Source organism: Oleiphilus sp. HI0128 (assembly GCF_001635365.1).
In genome coordinates this window covers 1-262 of the sequence record NZ_LWGG01000593.1, presented here as the reverse complement: position 1 = coordinate 262, position 262 = coordinate 1, and the positions used below count along the sequence as shown (strand labels likewise).

At 44.3% G+C, this 262-nt stretch carries 1 protein-coding gene; it reads right to left on the bottom strand.

From position 1 onward, the window contains the following. Positions 1 to 262 (bottom strand): NAD-binding protein (locus A3763_RS07240; RefSeq protein ID WP_197482829.1); only part of this gene is annotated, 262 nt, incomplete at both ends.

Below are 262 nucleotides of genomic sequence, written 5' to 3'. Positions count from 1 at the left end.
CTCGAAAGTAACCTCTACACCGTAATCGGTACCGACAACTGTCTCGTAGGTTTCGTTGTGTCGGACAAGAACACCATTGTTTCGAAGGTGATAGCTAAGCGCATCAGAAATCTCATCATCAAGGAATGATAGTAATTTCTCGCCAGGATTAATCAGGTCGACTTTCACACCTAAACCGGAAAAAATTGATGCATACTCGGAGCCAATAACACCGGCACCATAAATAACCATAGTGCGTGGAGTATGGCTAAGCTGCAATACC